At 70.6% G+C, this 17,643-nt stretch carries 12 protein-coding genes and 2 tRNA genes; 12 read left to right on the forward strand and 2 right to left on the reverse strand.

Annotated features, from left to right (window positions below; all coding sequences use genetic code 11):
- The first annotated feature begins 238 nt into the window (after positions 1 to 238).
- From dnaA to ACFZBD_RS15480, 11 genes are all read left to right on the forward strand, one after another.
- Entirely contained in the window at positions 239 to 2,047 is a 1,809-nt protein-coding gene (gene dnaA / locus ACFZBD_RS15430; RefSeq protein WP_391140006.1) for a chromosomal replication initiator protein DnaA, read from the forward strand.
- Between the two features lie 1,051 nt (positions 2,048 to 3,098).
- A complete protein-coding gene (dnaN, locus tag ACFZBD_RS15435) occupies positions 3,099 to 4,229 on the forward strand; it encodes a DNA polymerase III subunit beta (RefSeq protein WP_391140007.1) in 1,131 nt (376 codons plus the stop codon).
- Between the two features lie 100 nt (positions 4,230 to 4,329).
- Positions 4,330 to 5,208 (forward strand): phosphogluconate dehydrogenase (NAD(+)-dependent, decarboxylating), encoded by an 879-nt coding sequence (gene gnd, locus ACFZBD_RS15440; protein ID WP_391140008.1) that lies wholly within the window; start codon positions 4,330 to 4,332, stop codon positions 5,206 to 5,208.
- A 55-nt stretch (positions 5,209 to 5,263) separates the two neighbouring features.
- Complete coding sequence (gene recF, locus ACFZBD_RS15445; RefSeq protein WP_391140009.1) at positions 5,264 to 6,385, forward strand: DNA replication/repair protein RecF; 1,122 nt, start codon at positions 5,264 to 5,266, stop codon at positions 6,383 to 6,385.
- Entirely contained in the window at positions 6,382 to 6,936 is a 555-nt protein-coding gene (locus ACFZBD_RS15450; RefSeq protein ID WP_391140010.1) for a DciA family protein, read from the forward strand. The genes recF and ACFZBD_RS15450 overlap by 4 nt, the downstream gene beginning before the upstream one ends.
- Positions 6,937 to 7,510: 574 nt before the next feature.
- A complete protein-coding gene (gyrB, locus tag ACFZBD_RS15455) occupies positions 7,511 to 9,577 on the forward strand; it encodes a DNA topoisomerase (ATP-hydrolyzing) subunit B (protein WP_391140011.1) in 2,067 nt (688 codons plus the stop codon).
- 41 nt (positions 9,578 to 9,618) lie between these two features.
- On the forward strand, positions 9,619 to 12,261 hold the full coding sequence (gene gyrA / locus ACFZBD_RS15460) for a DNA gyrase subunit A (RefSeq protein ID WP_391140012.1): 2,643 nt from the start codon (positions 9,619 to 9,621) through the stop codon (positions 12,259 to 12,261).
- Between the two features lie 105 nt (positions 12,262 to 12,366).
- Complete coding sequence (locus ACFZBD_RS15465; RefSeq protein ID WP_391140013.1) at positions 12,367 to 12,939, forward strand: DUF3566 domain-containing protein; 573 nt, start codon at positions 12,367 to 12,369, stop codon at positions 12,937 to 12,939.
- A 97-nt stretch (positions 12,940 to 13,036) separates the two neighbouring features.
- Positions 13,037 to 13,113 (forward strand) — tRNA-Ile (locus tag ACFZBD_RS15470).
- Positions 13,114 to 13,365: 252 nt separating this feature from the next.
- Positions 13,366 to 13,500 (forward strand): DLW-39 family protein, encoded by a 135-nt coding sequence (locus ACFZBD_RS15475; protein WP_003958712.1) that lies wholly within the window; start codon positions 13,366 to 13,368, stop codon positions 13,498 to 13,500.
- Between the two features lie 267 nt (positions 13,501 to 13,767).
- A complete protein-coding gene (locus ACFZBD_RS15480; protein ID WP_391140450.1) occupies positions 13,768 to 15,126 on the forward strand; it encodes a hypothetical protein in 1,359 nt (452 codons plus the stop codon).
- Positions 15,127 to 15,142: 16 nt separating this feature from the next.
- Here the strand turns inward: ACFZBD_RS15480 and ACFZBD_RS15485 are convergent, their stop codons facing one another.
- Both ACFZBD_RS15485 and ACFZBD_RS15490 read right to left on the reverse strand, forming a co-directional pair.
- The gene (locus ACFZBD_RS15485; protein WP_391140014.1) at positions 15,143 to 16,489 is read right to left on the reverse strand and encodes a protein kinase; all 1,347 of its coding nucleotides are present in this window, start codon (positions 16,487 to 16,489) and stop codon (positions 15,143 to 15,145) included.
- A gap of 139 nt (positions 16,490 to 16,628) precedes the next feature.
- Positions 16,629 to 17,177: a helix-turn-helix domain-containing protein gene (locus ACFZBD_RS15490; RefSeq protein WP_391140015.1), complete on the reverse strand. Its 549-nt coding sequence runs from the start codon at positions 17,175 to 17,177 to the stop codon at positions 16,629 to 16,631.
- Positions 17,178 to 17,306: 129 nt separating this feature from the next.
- On the opposite strand from ACFZBD_RS15490, the gene ACFZBD_RS15495 reads away from it, so the two are divergent.
- Positions 17,307 to 17,379, forward strand: a tRNA-Ala gene (locus ACFZBD_RS15495).
- Positions 17,380 to 17,643 lie beyond the last annotated feature (264 nt).

The following is a 17,643-nucleotide window of genomic DNA, read 5'->3' on the forward strand; positions in this document are numbered from 1 at the left end:
CAGCCATCGACAACTCGACCTGGTCACGGTACGCGCGGCTACGCCATCCGGTCAAACCGGCCCATCGCCGGGGTCCATTGTGCACAGGCTGTGGACAACAACTTGAACCACGTCAGCCGCCGCGACTACCGTGGCCGGACTCCAGAACTTTTCCGTTCTGTCCTTACCTGTCCTGACGGACATCGACCCACCGTCCCGAGAACCACACATTCGTGGGACCTGCGAGGAAGCGTGCCCTGTGGCTGACGTACCTGCCGATCTTGCCGCAGTGTGGCCACGCGTGCTGGAGCACCTCCTCAGAGAAGGCCAGCAGGGCATGGAGCCCAAGGACAAGCAGTGGATCGAGCGCTGCCAGCCTCTCGCCCTGGTGGCCGACACCGCGCTCCTCGCCGTCCCCAACGAGTGGGGCAAGCGGGTGCTCGAAGGACGCCTGGCGCCGCTGATCAGCGAGACGCTCAGCCGGGAGTGCGGCCGGCCCATCCGGATCGCGATCACCGTCGACGACTCGGTGGGCGAGCCCAGCCCGCCGGCACCGCCGATCCACCACCAGCAGCAGTCCCCGCAGCAGGGTCGCTACGACGAGCGGCCGCCCGCGGACGGGTACGAGAAGTACGACGGCTACGGCCACCGGCCCGCGCATGACGACGGGCTGCCGACCGCGCGTCCCGCCTACCCGGACTACCAGCAGCAGCGGCCCGACCCGGGTGCCTGGCCGCGGGGCGGGGACGACCACTCCTGGCAGCAGCCCCGGCTCGGCGGCTACCAGGAGCGGGAGCCGTACGCCGGGCCCCGTCACCCCCAGTCCCAGCAGCCGCGCTACGACGAGCGGCCGTCCTCCTACGACCAGCCGCAGCGGCCCGAGCGCGACGGGCTCGTCGACCCGCAGGGGCCGGGGTCCGGCCAGGGCCCGCGTCCCGGCGGTCCGGTCCCGGGTCCGGGCGGCGGCGGCCCCGGCGTGGGACGCCCGGGCGCGTCCTCCGGGCAGGGCGGGGCGTCCGGCGCCCCCGGCGAGCAGCACGCACGCCTCAACCCCAAGTACCTGTTCGACACCTTCGTCATCGGTTCCTCGAACCGCTTCGCGCACGCGGCCGCCGTCGCCGTCGCCGAGGCTCCGGCGAAGGCGTACAACCCCCTCTTCATCTACGGGGAGTCGGGCCTCGGCAAGACGCACCTGCTGCACGCCATCGGTCACTACGCGCGGAGCCTCTATCCGGGGACGCGTGTGCGGTACGTGAGCTCGGAGGAGTTCACCAACGAGTTCATCAACTCGATCCGCGACGGCAAGGGCGACACCTTCCGCAAGCGCTACCGCGATGTGGACATCCTGCTGGTCGACGACATCCAGTTCCTCGCGAGCAAGGAGTCGACGCAGGAGGAGTTCTTCCACACCTTCAACACGCTCCACAACGCGAACAAGCAGATCGTCCTCTCCTCGGACCGGCCGCCCAAGCAGCTGATGACCCTGGAGGACCGGCTGCGCAACCGGTTCGAGTGGGGCCTCACGACCGATGTGCAGCCGCCGGAGCTGGAGACGCGGATCGCGATCCTCCGCAAGAAGGCGGTCCAGGAGCAGCTCAACGCCCCGCCGGAGGTCCTGGAGTTCATCGCCTCCCGGATCTCGCGGAACATCCGTGAGCTGGAGGGCGCACTGATCCGGGTCACGGCGTTCGCGAGCCTGAACCGGCAGCCGGTGGACCTGGGGCTGACGGAGATCGTGCTCAAGGACCTGATCCCGGGGGGCGAGGACGCCGCTCCGGAGATCACCGCCGGCGCGATCATGGCGGCGACGGCCGACTACTTCGGTCTCACCGTGGAGGACCTCTGCGGATCGTCACGCAGCCGGGTGCTGGTGACGGCCCGCCAGATCGCGATGTACCTCTGCCGGGAGCTCACGGACCTGTCGCTGCCGAAGATCGGCGCGCAGTTCGGCGGCCGTGACCATACGACGGTGATGCACGCGGACCGCAAGATCCGCGCGCTGATGGCCGAGCGGCGCTCCATCTACAACCAGGTCACCGAACTCACCAACCGCATCAAGAACGGCTGACGGGCCCTTTCCGCGCTCACGCGGACGGGCCCCAGGGCGCTCCGGGACACCTCCCGGGGCGCCCTTCATGCTGTCCGGCCGGTGTCCCCGGGCACTCGCGGACTCGCGGACTCGGGGACTCGGGGACACCGGCATTGGTGACTCGGGACCTCAGAGCCTCAGGCCTCGGGCCGGTCAGTCCCGGGTCCTCCTGCGTCCTCCTGCGCCGCCCTGCGCTCGCCTGGGGATGGCGCGTCGGTGTGCTCCGGCGCCGTTCCGGGCGCCCCCGGAAGGGCTTTTTCGCTCTCTCAGGAAGGTTCTGCCGGCTTCCGGGGCGCCGGTGCGAAGGCGCCGCTGTTCGAATACCAAAGGTGAGACGCCGGTTCTCCACAGATTGCGGGATGATCTTCCGTCCACAGGGTGGGGACCACCAAGTTATCCGGATCATGTCCACAGACGCTCCGAGTGGGAGATCATCACACCAGGTCAGACCCTTGGGGATTTGTTGGCAACCGTGATCCACAGCCTGTGGACAGATCTTTCGTCCACAGGGGCCCTTCGGGGTTGTCCACCGCCAACCCACAGGCCGCCGAGGGTTGCCCACAGCTTCTCCACACCGCTGTCCACTGTTCGGCAACGCAACACCCCCGCTCACCGCGTCGAGTGAAAGCGGTCACACCGAGGGGTGCGATTGGGCTGTGGGGAACGCGGGTAAAGCTGGGGACATCACTGGGGAGAACCCCGGGCTGCCTGTGTACCGGGTGTGCAGAACTTTCGGGCGTCCACAGAACGCCCCGGTTGTCCACGGGCGTCGCCCACAGGGCCGGTGGACAAAAAATCGGTGTTGACCTGCGAAAACGGGGTTATCCACGGTTTCCACAGGCCCTACTACTACTTCCACCTAGAGTTAGCCCGGAATCCGCTTCGAAGTGGGACCTGTGCACAACTCGAGGCCGGACCGTCGGCGACCTCTCGTCGCGACTTGACCCCGAGCCGCACCGAGTGTCGGTGGCGTGCGTCAGACTGGTTCCCGCAGTCGACGAAGAGCCAGCAACAGCAGGAGGCGGTTCCGGTGAAGATCCGGGTGGAGCGCGATGTACTCGCGGAGGCGGTGGCCTGGGTGGCCCGCAGCCTTCCGGCCCGTCCGCCGGCGCCCGTTCTCGCGGGCCTTCTGCTGAAGGCCGAGGACGGCGCGCTGAGCTTCTCCAGCTTCGACTACGAGGTCTCGGCCCGGGTCTCCGTCGAGGCGGAGGTCGAGGAGGACGGCACCGTCCTCGTCTCCGGCCGCCTGCTGGCCGACATCTGCCGCGCCCTGCCCAACCGGCCGGTCGAGATCTCCACAGACGGTGTACGGGCGACCGTGGTCTGCGGCTCCTCCCGCTTCACCCTCCACACCCTGCCTGTGGAGGAGTACCCGGCCCTGCCGGAGATGCCCACCGCCACCGGCACGGTCCCCGGCGAGATCTTCGCCTCCGCCGCCGCCCAGGTCGCCATCGCCGCCGGCCGCGACGACACGCTGCCCGTGCTCACCGGTGTGCGCATCGAGATCGAGGGCGACACGGTCACCCTGGCCTCCACCGATCGCTACCGCTTCGCGGTCCGCGAGTTCCTGTGGAAGCCGGAGTCCCCGGACGCCTCCGCCGTCGCCCTGGTGCCCGCCAAGACCCTCCTGGACACCGCCAAGGCGCTCACCAGCGGTGACACCGTCACGCTGGCGCTCTCCGGCTCCGGCAAGGGCGAGGGCCTGATCGGCTTCGAGGGCGCGGGCCGCCGCACCACCACCCGGCTCCTCGAAGGCGACCTGCCGAAGTACCGGACGCTGTTCCCGACCGAGTTCAACTCGATCGCGGTGATCGAGACCGCCCCGTTCGTCGAGGCCGTCAAGCGCGTGGCCCTGGTGGCCGAGCGCAACACCCCGGTGCGGCTCAGCTTCGAGCAGGGCGTGCTGATCCTGGAGGCCGGCTCCAGCGACGACGCACAGGCTGTGGAGCGCGTGGACGCGCAGCTGGACGGCGACGACATCTCGATCGCCTTCAACCCGACGTTCCTGCTGGACGGCCTGAGCGCGATCGACTCCCCGGTCGCCCAGCTCTCCTTCACGACCTCCACCAAGCCCGCCCTGCTGAGCGGCAAGCCCGCGGTCGACGCGGAGGCGGACGAGGCGTACAAGTACCTGATCATGCCCGTGCGTCTGTCGGGCTGACGGCCGTCGACTGAGCGGCCGACCCCACAGGTGTGCAACCGGGTCCGGGCGTAGGCTCGGACCCGGGTACGAACCGCACACGACGCTTAAGGAATCTCTGATGGAGCTCGGTCTCGTCGGTCTCGGCAAGATGGGCGGCAACATGCGCGAGCGCATCCGCCGCGCAGGCCACACCGTCATCGGATACGACCGCAACCCGGACCTCGCCGATGTCCCCAGCCTCGAAGAGCTTGTGGGCAAGCTCAAGGGTCCGCGCGTCGTGTGGGTGATGGTCCCGGCCGGTGCCGCGACCCAGTCCACCGTCGACGAGCTGGGCGCGCTGCTCTCCCCCGGCGACATCGTCGTGGACGGCGGCAACTCCCGCTGGACCGACGACGAGAAGCACGCGGAGGAGCTCGCCGCCAAGGGCATCGGCTTCGTCGACTGCGGCGTCTCCGGCGGCGTCTGGGGCCTGGAGAACGGCTACGCCCTGATGTACGGCGGTGACGCCGAGAACGTGGCGAAGGTCCAGCCGATCTTCGACGCGCTCAAGCCCGAGGGCGAGTTCGGCTCCGTCCACGCCGGCAAGGTCGGCGCCGGCCACTTCGCCAAGATGGTCCACAACGGCATCGAGTACGCGATGATGCAGGCGTACGCCGAGGGCTGGGAGCTCCTGGAGAAGGTCGACTCCGTCACCGACGTGCGCGAGGTCTTCCGCTCCTGGCAGGAGGGCACGGTCATCCGCTCCTGGCTGCTCGACCTGGCCGTCAACGCGCTGGACGAGGACGAGCACCTGGAGAAGCTGCGCGGCTTCGCGCAGGACTCCGGCGAGGGCCGGTGGACCGTCGAGGCGGCCATCGACAACGCCGTGCCGCTGCCCGCGATCACCGCGTCGCTGTTCGCGCGGTTCGCGTCCCGTCAGGACGACTCCCCGCAGATGAAGATGATCGCCGCGCTGCGCAACCAGTTCGGCGGCCACGCGGTCGAGTCCACGAAGTAATCCACAGGCTGTGCACCCGGCGGTGCACAGCTGCCGGGGAAGGTCGGCGCCCACCATGCACGTCACGCATCTGTCGCTGGCCGACTTCCGCTCCTACGCCCGGGTCGAGGTCCCGCTCGACCCGGGCGTCACCGCTTTCGTGGGGGCGAACGGCCAGGGCAAGACCAATCTCGTCGAGGCCGTCGGCTACCTCGCCACCCTCGGCAGCCACCGCGTCGCCTCCGACGCGCCCCTCGTCCGCATGGGAGCGGACCGGGCGATCATCCGGGCCGCGGTCACCCAGGGCGAGCGCTCCCAGCTGGTCGAGCTCGAGCTCAACCCCGGCCGGGCCAACCGCGCCCGTATCAACCGGTCCTCGCAGGTCAGACCCCGTGATGTGCTGGGGATCGTTCGGACCGTGCTGTTCGCGCCCGAGGACCTCGCCTTGGTGAAGGGCGACCCCGGCGAGCGCCGGCGCTTCCTCGACGAGCTGATCACGGCGCGCGCGCCGCGCATGGCCGGCGTGCGCGCCGACTACGACCGGGTGCTCAAGCAGCGCAACACGCTCCTGAAGTCCGCCGCCATGGCCCGCCGCCACGGCAGCCGTGGCATGGACCTGTCGACGCTGGAGGTGTGGGACCAGCACCTCGCCAGAGCCGGTGCCGAGCTGCTGGCCCAGCGCCTCGACCTCATCGGCGTGCTCCAGCCGCTCGCCGACAAGGCGTACGAGCAGCTGGCGCCCGGCGGCGGACCGATTCTGCTGGAGTACCGGCCGTCCGCGCCGGGACCCGGCCACACCCGCGAGGAGCTGTACGAGCAGATGCTCGGGGCGCTCGCCGAGGTCAGGAAACAGGAGATCGAGCGCGGGGTCACCCTCGCCGGACCGCACCGGGACGAGCTGCTGCTCAAGCTCGGCGACATGCCGGCGAAGGGGTACGCCAGCCACGGCGAGTCCTGGTCGTACGCGTTGGCCCTGCGGCTGGCCTCGTACGACCTGCTGCGGGCGGAGGGCAACGAGCCGGTCCTGGTGCTCGACGACGTCTTCGCCGAGCTGGACGCGCGGCGCCGGGAACGGCTCGCGGAGCTGGTGGCGCCGGGCGAGCAGGTGCTGGTGACGGCGGCGGTGGACGACGACGTCCCGGGAGTGCTGGCCGGGGCGCGCTACGGCGTCGCGGAGGGCCTGGTGGAGCGGCTGTGAGCGGCAGCGAAGGCGAGGCCCCCCAGGCGGGAGCGAAGACCCCGGAGCCGTCCGGCGTCGACCTGGCGCGGGTCGCGCTGCGCGCCGCCAAGGAGCAGGCGAAGGCGCGGGGCGCGGCCGCCCAGCAGAAGAAGCAGGCCCGGCGGGGCGGCGGCCTGCGGTCCGGCGCGCACGCCGACGGGCGCGACCCGATGGCGCTCGGTTCGGCGATCAACCGGCTGATCACCGAACGCGGCTGGGAGGCGCCGGCGGCCGTGGGCGGGGTCATGGGCCGCTGGCCGCAGATCGTCGGCGAGGACCTGGCCAAGCACTGCGAGCCGCTGAAGTACGACGACGACCCCGAGGAGCGGGTGCTCACCGTGCAGTGCGACTCGACGGCGTGGGCGACCCAGCTCCGCCTCCTGGCGCCGCGCCTGGTGGCCCGGCTGAACGAGGACCTGGGCCACGGCACGGTCCGCGCGATCAAGGTCCTCGGCCCGGGCGGCCCGCGCAAGGGGTACGGCCCGCTCCGGGCACCGGGGTCCGTGGGACCCGGCGACACGTACGGCTGAGGCACGACGCCGGCGGCCGGGGGCGCGGGGTCAGGGCGTGCGGGCCCGCGATGCGCACGCCTCGGCGGGCCGCCTCGCGCCCGCGGCCCCGGGAGGCTTCTCCGGTGCGGCCCCTGCTCGGCCCCAGCCGCTCGTACACAGGTCCCTCGCGCCCAGGCCCTTCGTACACACGCACCCCGTCCCGCCCCTGCGCCCCGCACCGCCCTACCCCGGCCCCAGGCGGCCCCCACACCCCCTCCCTACGCGCGCACGCGCGCGCCCGCGGTGGCCCCCCGTTTCGCCCCCTCCGTGCCGCTCGGCCCGCCCCGTATGCCACCCCGGCGGCGCCCGCACACCCCCCGCCCGGGACCCCACCCGATCGGTTGCCCACAACCGGTCACCGCCCGAAGCGCTGGGTGGCCGTCAGAGCCCTTTGGAGCCCCCGTCCGGATATGGGGAGTCGTCTCGCTCCCGCTCAGGGCGGCACATGCGGACTCAGGTACCGGCAAACCCCCACTCGTGTCAGCGCTACCGGTAGACTGGTGGGTAATCCCGCCACCCCGCGGAACAAGTCGAACGACGCAGCCGCTCCCGTATGCCCGGAGAACGGCTTGTGCTGTGCCAGAAAGGGCGCTTCGTGGCCGATTCCGGCAACCCCAACGAGAACACTCCGTCCGCCCACGCTGCGTCGTACGACGCCAGCGCGATCACCGTCCTCGAGGGTCTGGACGCGGTCCGCAAGCGACCCGGCATGTACATCGGCTCGACCGGTGAACGGGGACTGCACCACATGGTGCAGGAGGTCGTCGACAACTCCGTCGACGAGGCCCTGGCCGGCCACGCGGACACCATCGACGTGACGATCCTGGCCGACGGCGGCGTCCGCGTCGTCGACAACGGGCGCGGCATCCCCGTCGGCATCGTGGCGTCCGAGGGCAAGCCGGCCCTGGAGGTCGTGCTGACGGTCCTGCACGCGGGCGGCAAGTTCGGCGGCGGCGGCTACGCGGTCTCCGGCGGTCTGCACGGCGTCGGCGTCTCCGTCGTCAACGCCCTCTCCACCAAGGTCTCGGTGGAGGTCAAGACCGACGGCCACCGCTGGACGCAGGACTACAAGATGGGCGTCCCCACCGCCCCCCTCGCCCAGCGCGAGGAGACCGACGAGACCGGCACCTCGGTCACGTTCTGGTCCGACCCGGACATCTTCGAGACGACCGAGTACTCCTTCGAGACGCTCTCGCGCCGCTTCCAGGAGATGGCCTTCCTCAACAAGGGCCTGACGATCACGCTCACCGACGAGCGCGCGTCCGCGAAGGCCACGGTCGGCGCCGACGACCCCGACGCCGAGGCGGCCGAGGAGCAGCCGGCGAGGACGGTCAAGTACCACTACGAAGGCGGCATCGTCGACTTCGTGAAGTACCTCAACTCCCGCAAGGGCGAGCTGATCCACCCCACCGTCATCGACGTCGAGGCCGAGGACAAGGAGCGCATGCTCTCGGTCGAGATCGCGATGCAGTGGAACTCGCAGTACACCGAGGGCGTGTACTCCTTCGCGAACACCATCCACACCCACGAGGGCGGAACGCACGAAGAGGGCTTCCGCGCCGCACTGACGGGTCTGGTCAACCGGTACGCGCGCGACAAGAAGCTGCTGCGCGAGAAGGACGACAACCTCACCGGCGAGGACATCCGCGAGGGCCTGACGGCGATCATCTCCATCAAGCTGGGCGAGCCGCAGTTCGAGGGCCAGACGAAGACGAAGCTGGGCAACACCGAGGCCAAGACCTTCGTCCAGAAGATCGTCCACGAGCACCTCAACGACTGGTTCGACCGCAACCCCGTCGAGGCCGCGGACATCATCCGCAAGTCGATCCAGGCGGCCACCGCGCGCGTGGCGGCCCGCAAGGCCCGCGACCTGACCCGCCGCAAGGGCCTGCTGGAGTCGGCCTCCCTGCCGGGCAAGCTGAGCGACTGCCAGTCGAACGACCCCACCAAGTGCGAGATCTTCATCGTCGAGGGTGACTCCGCCGGCGGCTCGGCCAAGTCCGGCCGCAACCCGATGTACCAGGCCATCCTGCCGATCCGCGGCAAGATCCTGAACGTCGAGAAGGCGCGGATCGACAAGATCCTCCAGAACACCGAGGTCCAGGCGCTGATCTCGGCCTTCGGCACCGGAGTCCACGAGGACTTCGACATCGAGAAGCTCCGCTATCACAAGATCATCCTGATGGCGGACGCCGACGTCGACGGCCAGCACATCAACACCCTGCTGCTGACCTTCCTCTTCCGCTTCATGCGTCCGCTGGTCGAGGCCGGTCACGTCTACCTCTCCCGCCCGCCGCTCTACAAGATCAAGTGGGGCCGGGACGACTTCGAGTACGCGTACTCGGACCGGGAGCGCGACGCGCTCGTCGAGCTGGGCAAGCAGAACGGCAAGCGGATCCGCGAGGACTCGATCCAGCGCTTCAAGGGTCTGGGCGAGATGAACGCCGAAGAGCTGCGCATCACCACGATGGACCAGGACCACCGTGTGCTCGGCCAGGTCACGCTGGACGACGCGGCCCAGGCCGACGACCTGTTCTCGGTGCTGATGGGCGAGGACGTCGAGGCCCGGCGCTCCTTCATCCAGCGCAACGCCAAGGACGTTCGCTTCCTCGACATCTGAGTCGGTCTCAGCTGACCGTACGAAAGGACTGACGACCAGCAATGGCCGACGAGAACCCCCCTGTCACGACCGAAGAAGAAGAGCCGGTGCTGCGGATCGAGCCCGTCGGGCTCGAGACCGAGATGCAGCGGTCGTACCTCGACTACGCGATGTCCGTCATCGTCTCCCGCGCGCTGCCCGACGTACGGGACGGCCTCAAGCCCGTCCACCGGCGCGTGCTGTACGCGATGTACGACGGCGGCTACCGGCCCGAGAAGGGCTTCTACAAGTGCGCCCGCGTCGTCGGCGACGTCATGGGCACCTACCACCCCCACGGCGACTCCTCCATCTACGACGCCCTGGTCCGCCTGGCCCAGCCGTGGTCGATGCGGATGCCGCTCGTCGACTCCAACGGCAACTTCGGTTCCCCGGGCAACGACCCGGCCGCCGCCATGCGGTACACCGAGTGCAAGATGATGCCGCAGTCGATGGAGATGCTCCGGGACATCGACGAGGAGACCGTCGACTTCCAGGACAACTACGACGGCCGCAACCAGGAGCCGACGGTCCTGCCGGCCCGCTTCCCGAACCTGCTGGTCAACGGCAGCGCCGGCATCGCGGTCGGCATGGCGACCAACATCCCGCCGCACAACCTCCGCGAGGTCGCGGCCGGCGCCCAGTGGGCGCTTGAGCACCCCGAGGCCACCCACGAGGAGCTGCTCGACGCGCTCATCGAGCGGATCAAGGGCCCGGACTTCCCGACCGGCGCGCTGGTCGTGGGCCGCAAGGGCATCGAGGAGGCCTACCGCACGGGCCGCGGCTCCATCACCATGCGCGCGGTCGTCGAGGTCGAGGAGATCCAGAACCGCCAGTGCCTGGTGGTCACGGAGCTTCCGTACCAGACCAACCCCGACAACCTCGCGCAGAAGATCGCCGACCTCGTCAAGGACGGCAGGATCGGCGGCATCGCCGACGTCCGCGACGAGACCTCGTCCCGTACCGGCCAGCGCCTCGTCATCGTGCTCAAGCGCGACGCCGTCGCGAAGGTCGTCCTCAACAACCTGTACAAGCACACCGACCTGCAGACGAACTTCGGCGCCAACATGCTGGCGCTCGTCGACGGCGTGCCGCGCACCCTCTCGCTCGACGCGTTCATCCGCCACTGGGTGACGCACCAGATCGAGGTCATCGTCCGCCGGACCCGCTTCCGGCTGCGCAAGGCCGAGGAGCGGGCGCACATCCTGCGCGGTCTGCTCAAGGCGCTCGACGCCATCGACGAGGTCATCGCGCTCATCCGGCGCAGCGACACCGTCGAGGTCGCGCGCGAGGGCCTGATGGGCCTGCTGGAGATCGACGAGATCCAGGCCAACGCCATCCTCGAGATGCAGCTGCGCCGGCTCGCCGCCCTGGAGCGCCAGAAGATCGTCGCCGAGCACGACGAGCTCCAGGCCAAGATCAACGAGTACAACGCGATCCTCGCCTCCGAGGAGCGTCAGCGGCAGATCGTCAGCGAGGAGCTGGCGCTGCTCGTCGAGAAGTTCGGCGACGACCGCCGCTCCAAGCTGGTGCCCTTCGACGGTGACATGTCCATCGAGGACCTGATCGCCGAGGAGGACATCGTCGTCACCATCACGCGTGGCGGCTATGTGAAGCGTACGAAGACCGAGGACTACCGCTCGCAGAAGCGCGGCGGCAAGGGTGTGCGCGGCACGAAGTTGAAGCAGGACGACATCGTCGACCACTTCTTCGTCTCCACCACCCACCACTGGCTGCTCTTCTTCACCAACAAGGGCCGGGTCTACCGCGCCAAGGCGTACGAGCTCCCGGACGCCGGCCGGGACGCCCGCGGTCAGCACGTGGCCAACCTGCTGGCCTTCCAGCCGGACGAGCAGATCGCCGAGATCCTGGCGATCCGCGACTACGAGGCCGCGCCGTACCTGGTGCTCGCCACCAAGGCCGGCCTGGTGAAGAAGACCGCGCTGAAGGACTACGACTCGCCCCGTGCCGGCGGTGTCATCGCGATCAACCTCCGGGAGACGGAGGCGGGCGCCGACGACGAGCTGATCGGCGCGGAGCTGGTCTCCGCCGAGGACGATCTGCTGCTCATCAGCAGGAAGGCGCAGTCGATCCGGTTCACCGCGACCGACGACGCGCTGCGTCCGATGGGCCGCGCCACCTCCGGTGTGAAGGGCATGAGTTTCCGCGAAGGGGACGAGCTGCTCTCGATGAATGTCGTCCGGCCGGGTACGTTCGTCTTCACCGCCACCGACGGTGGGTACGCCAAGCGGACCAACGTCGACGAGTACCGCGTCCAGGGTCGCGGTGGCCTCGGCATCAAGGCCGCCAAGATCGTGGAGGACCGCGGCTCGCTCGTGGGCGCGCTGGTGGTCGAGGAGACGGACGAGATCCTCGCCATCACGCTCTCCGGTGGTGTGATTCGCACGCGAGTCAACGAAGTCAGGGAGACCGGCCGTGACACCATGGGCGTCCAGCTGATCAACCTGGGCAAGCGCGATGCCGTCGTCGGCATCGCACGTAATGCCGAGGCCGGCAGCGAGGCCGAAGAGGTCGACGGTGCCGACGGCATCGACGGCGCCGAAGGTGTCGCCGAGGTCGAGGACACGGACACGGACAGTGCCGAGGTCGCTGCCGCGGCGGAGGCAGCCGAGGGCAGCGAGCCCTCGGCCGGGGAGCACGAGGAGTAGAGCGTGAGTGGAGCCACGGGCGCCGGATCGGCGGCTGCCGGAGCTTCTGCAGGTGCTGGAGCGGACGGTACCCGTGGTTCCACCACGGACTCCCAGGGGGTTGCGGTGACGGACACTCGAGGGCCCAAGCCCTCGTACGACACGTACAACGGGCCGCTGCCCGGCGAACGCGCGGGAGCGCAGCAGCCGGGCGGTCCGTACCACCCGCCGCAGGCGTACGGCGCTCAGGCGCCGGGCGCCGGCGGTACGGGCGGCCAGGACGCGGCGGCCGTGCGCCGGCCGCGTACCGGGGCGAAGACCACGCCCCGCACGCGCAAGGCGCGGCTGCGGGTGGCCAAGGCCGACCCGTGGTCGGTGATGAAGGTGAGCTTCCTGCTCTCCATCGCGCTGGGCATCTGCACGGTGGTGGCCGCGTCGGTGCTGTGGATGGTCATGGACGCCATGGGCGTCTTCTCGACCGTCGGCGGCACCATCAGCGAGGCCACGGGCTCGAACGAGGACAACGGCTTCGACCTGCAGTCGTTCCTGTCGCTGCCGCGGGTCCTCATGTTCACGTCGGTGATCGCGGTCATCGACGTGGTCCTGATGACCGCGCTGGCGACGCTCGGCGCGTTCATCTACAACCTGTCGGCCGGTTTCGTCGGCGGTGTCGAGCTCACGCTGGCGGAAGACGAGTGAGCCGCCTGGGGGCCGCCCGGAACCGATTTTGGGACTGGCCCCCAGGTGCGCTAATCTTCAGAGGTCAGCGCGCGGGACATACACCGCAGAGCGCGGCGGGGCTATAGCTCAGTTGGTTAGAGCGCATCCCTGATAAGGATGAGGCCACAGGTTCAAATCCTGTTAGCCCCACCAGTAGTACGAAGGCCCCCGACCGATCACGGTCGGGGGCCTTCGGCGTGCGAGACGGCGGGCGGAGCCCGACTGGCTGCGGGCGGGGGCGGGAACGCGGTCCGACCAGGGCGGGCGCGGGCTTGAACCGCCGCGGTGAGGAATCGCTTCCGCCGGGAAGGCGGGAGACCGGAGAGTAGGTCACCGATCGGTATCGGTCGATGTGTAGAGTGGGCGTCAGAAGTCTCCTACGTCAACGAAAGACGAGGTCGCGCGGTGAAGAAGCTTCTCCTGGTCGCACTGGCCGCCATCGGCGGGCTCCTCGTGTACCGCCAGATCCAGGCGGATCGCGCCGAGCAGGATCTGTGGACGGAGGCGACCGACTCCGTGCCCGCAGGTTCGGGTGTGTGAGACGAAGACCGTCAGTGAACGAAGCCCCGGCCGCGCTTGAGCGGCCGGGGCTTCGTGCTGTGTCGGGACCGTGACGGGCAGCCCCTTGAGTTCACCCCCGCGAATCACTAGCTTGCGAGAGCAAAGTTGAGCGGTCGCGGTCAACGGTGGCGGCGGGTGGGAGACGAGGAGAAGCGCGTGGAGCGTGCGAAGACGCGGCGCGGGTGGGGCGGTCGGCGCGGGGACCGGCGGGCCGGGCAGCGGACGGCGTCCGTACGGTCCGCGTCCGTGCGGACGGTGGCCGTGCGGGGGACCGGTCGGCGGACGGCGTTCGTACGGGCGGTCGGGGCCCTGGTCGCCGCGGTGTGCGCGGCCGGTGCGCTGCCCGGGCAGGCGTGGGCCGCCGGCGGGAGCGCGTACACCTTCGACGACACCGCGCAGCCCGTCCGGGGCGCGGCCTCCAACCTGGACGCCGAGCAGCTCAAGCCCGGCGGGACGTACCGGGACACCATCAAGAAGGACGGCAAGCTCTACTACCGCGTCGATCTCGACACCCAGCAGAACGCGTACGTCTCCGTGGTCGCCGTCCCCAGGTCGGGCGCCAAGGCGGAGTACGGCGACGGCATCAAGGTGAGCATGCGGGACGGCTCCGACAGCCAGTGCGGCTACCAGGACGCCACCTTCGGCTCCGGCGGCTTCACCCGCCCCGTCACCGCCTACGCCCACCGCACGATCGATCCGGACAGCTCCACCTGCCGGCAGGCCGGCGCGTACTACGTCCTTGTCGAGCGCACCTCCAAGGCCCCCTCTACGCCCGAGGACTGGGACCTGGAGATCCGCTACCTCACCGAGCCGGGCGTGCGGCGGACCGGCCCCACCGAGCTGCCCGAGAGCTGGCCGTCGTCCACGCCCCCGCCGCCCGCGGGCGGCCCGCAGAAGCGCCAGGGCGGCGCCGGCTTCCACGACGCCACCTCGCTGCGCCAGGGAGAGTGGCGTACCGACATCAAGCCCGGCCAGACGCTTTTCTACCGGGTGCCCGTCGGCTGGGGCCAGCAGATCCACGCCAGCGCCGAACTGGGCACGAGCCCCTCCGGGGACACGTACATCGGCAACGCGCTCGTGCTGTCGCTCGACAACCCCGCCCGGGGCCACGTCGACGAGGACACCGTCAGCTACTCCGGCGGACCGGCGACCCTGTCGCTCGACCCGCACCGGCCGGTGGCGTACGAGAACCGCTACGCCTCCAACAGCTACACCAACGCCCTGCGGTTCGCCGGCTGGTACCACCTCTCGGCCACCCTCAGCCCGGAGGTCGCCAAGGCGTACGGCGACAAGCCGGTGCCGCTGACCCTGCGGGTGAACGTCACCGGTACGGCGACGTCCGGTCCCGCGTACACCGGGGACGCCGGGCCGTTCCAGGTCACCGACGACGACCGGGACGCGGCGGCCAGCGGGCAGAGCGGGCCCCAGGCGGAGAAGAGCGACAGCATGCGGCTGGTCGCCGCCGCCGGGATCGGGTCCGGGACGGTCCTACTGCTCGTCCTCGGCGTGTGGACGGTCCTCGGCAGGCGCCGGGCGGCCGCTCAGGCGCCTCAGGACGGCCCTCCGGGCGGTCCGCCGGGGTTCGGGCCGCCGACGGCCTGGTGAGGGGCGAGCCCGGGCGTCAGGCCTGGGTGAGGGCCCAGATCCCGACCGCGAAGCAGACCAGCGCCAGGAAGAGCACCGGGACCGCGACCTTCGGGGGCGGTCCCGGCCGCCGCTCGGCGGCGCGCGGAAGGGGAGCGTCCGGGAGCCGGCCGCCCGCGGCGGCGGGCGGGACGTGAGCGGTGTACGGGACGGTGGAGGGCTGCGCGTACGGCCCGGCGGCCGTCGGCGCCCGGGCGACGTCCACGCGCGCCGCAGGCCCGGGAGCCGGCTGCGGAGGCGGCGGCAGATGGAAGCTGCCCGTCTCGGAAGCGCCCGGCGACGGCCGGTGCGACGGCTGCTCCGCGGGCACGGGAGTGGGGACGGGTGCGGGTACGGGTCCGGGGGTGTGGTCCGGTACGGGTGCGGCGGCGCCGGCGACCGGGGCCTGGGGCGCCGTGACGGGGGCCTGCGGGGCCGGGAGCGCCGGGTCCTGGGGCGCCGGCTTCTCGGGGCCGTGCGGGCCGAAACCGGCCGGCAGCGGGCCGATCTGGTCGAAGACCTCCACCGGCTCCTCGTCAGGACCCGCCTCGGGCAGCATCTCCACCGCCGCGGTGAGCGCCTTGCGCACCCCCGTGGCCGTCCGGAACCTCGCCTGCGGGTCCGGCTGCAGCAGACCGGCGAGAACCTGCCACAGCGGCTCCGGAATGCCCTCGGGGGCGCCCGGGGTGCCATGGGCCATGAAGTACTCGATCAGGGCCCGTGAGTCGGGCTTGCGGCCCTGCAGCAGATAGAGCGCGACCAGACCCACCGCGAACAGATCGGCCGGGAAGTCCGGCTCCGCGCCCATCATCTGCTCCGGCGCGAAGTAACCCGGCGTCCCCACCACGTAGTTGGTCTCGGTCAGGCGGGGTTCGCCCTTGCGCATGGAGATGCCGAAATCGGACAGCCGCAGATGCGGCCGCCCGGTCCCGGTCACGTCCAGCAGGATGTTCGCCGGCTTGATGTCACGGTGCACGACCCCCTCCGCGTGCACCGCCGCCAGGCCGGCCAGCAGCTGGTCGAGCAGGGTGCAGACGAAACGCGGCGGCAACGGGCCGTAGTCGCCGATCACATGCGCCAGCGAACCACCGGCCAGCAGGTCCATGGTGAACAGGACCTTGTCGTCGTCCGCGGCCCAGCTGGCCGGGGCGAGGACATGGGGGTGGTCGATCCGCAGCGCCTGCTCGCGCACGAACCGCAGGAGCGTGTGGGCGTCGCTCTGCTGCAGCACCTTGGCCGCCACATAGCGGCGGCGCCGGTGGTCCCAGGCGCGCCACACCGCGCCGACCCCGCCGCGTCCGATCGGGTCGATCAGCTCGTACCGACCAGCGAAGACCTCACCCATCGCTCTGCGCCCGCTCCCCGTCGTGCTTCCGTGCCCGTCGTGCTTCCGTGCCCGTCGTGCCCTCGTGCCGTGTCGGTTCCGCCGTACCGGCCGCGGCCACGGTGCGAGCACCACGGCCCCGGCCGGGGGCGGACCCGTGTCAGTTCTGGTGCGACTCGTAGTGCGCGACCGCGTCGGCGGTGCGCCCGGCGCCGTACACCCGGAGGAACTCTGCCAGTTCCGGGTGGACGGGGGCGAGGGAGTCGGCGGCATCGATGATGTCGCCCGCCGCCGCCACCGAACGCAGCAGCGACTGGATCTCCCGGACCACGCGGCGCACGGTCGGCGCGCCCGAGCTGTTGGTGGTCTGGCTGGTGCCCGTCAGCACCGAGCCGCCCTGCGACTTCTTGATCTCGTCCATCCGGTCCGTGGCCTCGGCCGCGCTGACGCTGCCGTCGGCGACCAGGCCGGCGAGCTCCTGCAGGGCCTGGACGCGCTGGACGACGGCGGGGTTGCCGATCTTGGCCCGCTGACCGCTCATCAGCTGGGAGAGCATGGGCGCGGACAGTCCGAGCACGGCCGCGAGCCTGGCCTGATTGAGCCCGAGATCGTCGATGAGCCGACGGAAGAGCGCCCCCAGCGGCTCTCCGTACCAACTGCGCTGAAGCTCTCTGGCTCTTGCCGTGGCTTCCTGCTGCGCTGCGTCCATTACTTCTCCCCATCCCTGCGGTTCGCCACTGCGAACCTCGGGCAGCATCTTACGGAGCGTGGTGGCCGACCGGGAGTCCCAATCCTTTTGCGAGATACAGGGGGAGACCCGGTACTCTGTTCTCGTTCCGGGGCCTTAGCTCAGTTGGTAGAGCGCTGTCTTTGCATGGCAGATGTCAGGGGTTCGACTCCCCTAGGCTCCACTCTTCACACCCCTTCCTACCTGCGGAAACGCGGTTCGAAGGGGTGTTTTGCGTGCCTCCGAAGCCGGGCGCGCGGGCGGGCGGGGACGTCCGTCCGAGGGTTGTCCCACGGCCGTCGGCGGGCGAAACGGGCGGGCCGCGCGGGAGCGGTTCGCGGGGGTGAAGCCGCGGGTCACCGGTGGGAAGCGGTGCCGCGGCGAGGGTCTGAGGGGGCGGCCGCGCAGCCGTCCGCACCCCGCGGCGGTGGCTCGCGGACGCCGGAAG

Source organism: Streptomyces sp. NPDC008121, from assembly GCF_042957155.1.
Classification (GTDB): Bacteria; Actinomycetota; Actinomycetes; order Streptomycetales; family Streptomycetaceae; genus Streptomyces.

Coding starts and splice junctions, on each gene's coding strand:
- gnd (WP_391140008.1), top strand. CDS start 4,330: ATGGAGCTCGGTCTCGTCGGTCTCGGCAAGATGGGCGGCAACATGCGC.
- recF (WP_391140009.1), top strand. CDS start 5,264: ATGCACGTCACGCATCTGTCGCTGGCCGACTTCCGCTCCTACGCCCGG.
- gyrB (WP_391140011.1), top strand. CDS start 7,511: ATGCCCGGAGAACGGCTTGTGCTGTGCCAGAAAGGGCGCTTCGTGGCC.
- gyrA (WP_391140012.1), top strand. CDS start 9,619: ATGGCCGACGAGAACCCCCCTGTCACGACCGAAGAAGAAGAGCCGGTG.
- ACFZBD_RS15485 (WP_391140014.1), bottom strand. CDS start 16,489: ATGGGTGAGGTCTTCGCTGGTCGGTACGAGCTGATCGACCCGATCGGA.
- ACFZBD_RS15490 (WP_391140015.1), bottom strand. CDS start 17,177: ATGGACGCAGCGCAGCAGGAAGCCACGGCAAGAGCCAGAGAGCTTCAG.